Below are 225 nucleotides of genomic sequence, written 5' to 3'. Positions count from 1 at the left end.
AAACATCAAATACGCTAGCTGCTTTTAACTTGCTCTCTTCATCTTGTGGGAAAGATGATGATGCAAAAGTAAATACACATTGTTCCGCTCGCTCTACGGAGAGTGTGCTTTTTTCTTTTAGTGCGTTTTTTAATAACGCTAAGATATATTGGCCGTTGAGACTTAACGCATCGACAGTCACTTGATTTTTGTTTGCACTAATACGTAATGCACTATCAACGATTA

Annotated in this window: 1 protein-coding gene; it reads right to left on the bottom strand. The window is 37.3% G+C overall.

What is annotated here, in order from left to right; all coding sequences use genetic code 11:
• The coding region (locus HMPREF2886_RS32715; RefSeq protein WP_218189067.1) for a hypothetical protein at positions 1-225 on the bottom strand (225 nt) is incomplete at both ends.

Source organism: Pseudomonas sp. HMSC066A08 (assembly GCF_001813025.1).
Taxonomy (GTDB): domain Bacteria; phylum Pseudomonadota; class Gammaproteobacteria; order Pseudomonadales; family Pseudomonadaceae; genus Pseudomonas; species Pseudomonas aeruginosa.
The sequence above is the reverse complement of the archived record's forward strand: the minus strand, read 5'-3'. Positions and strand labels throughout refer to the sequence as shown.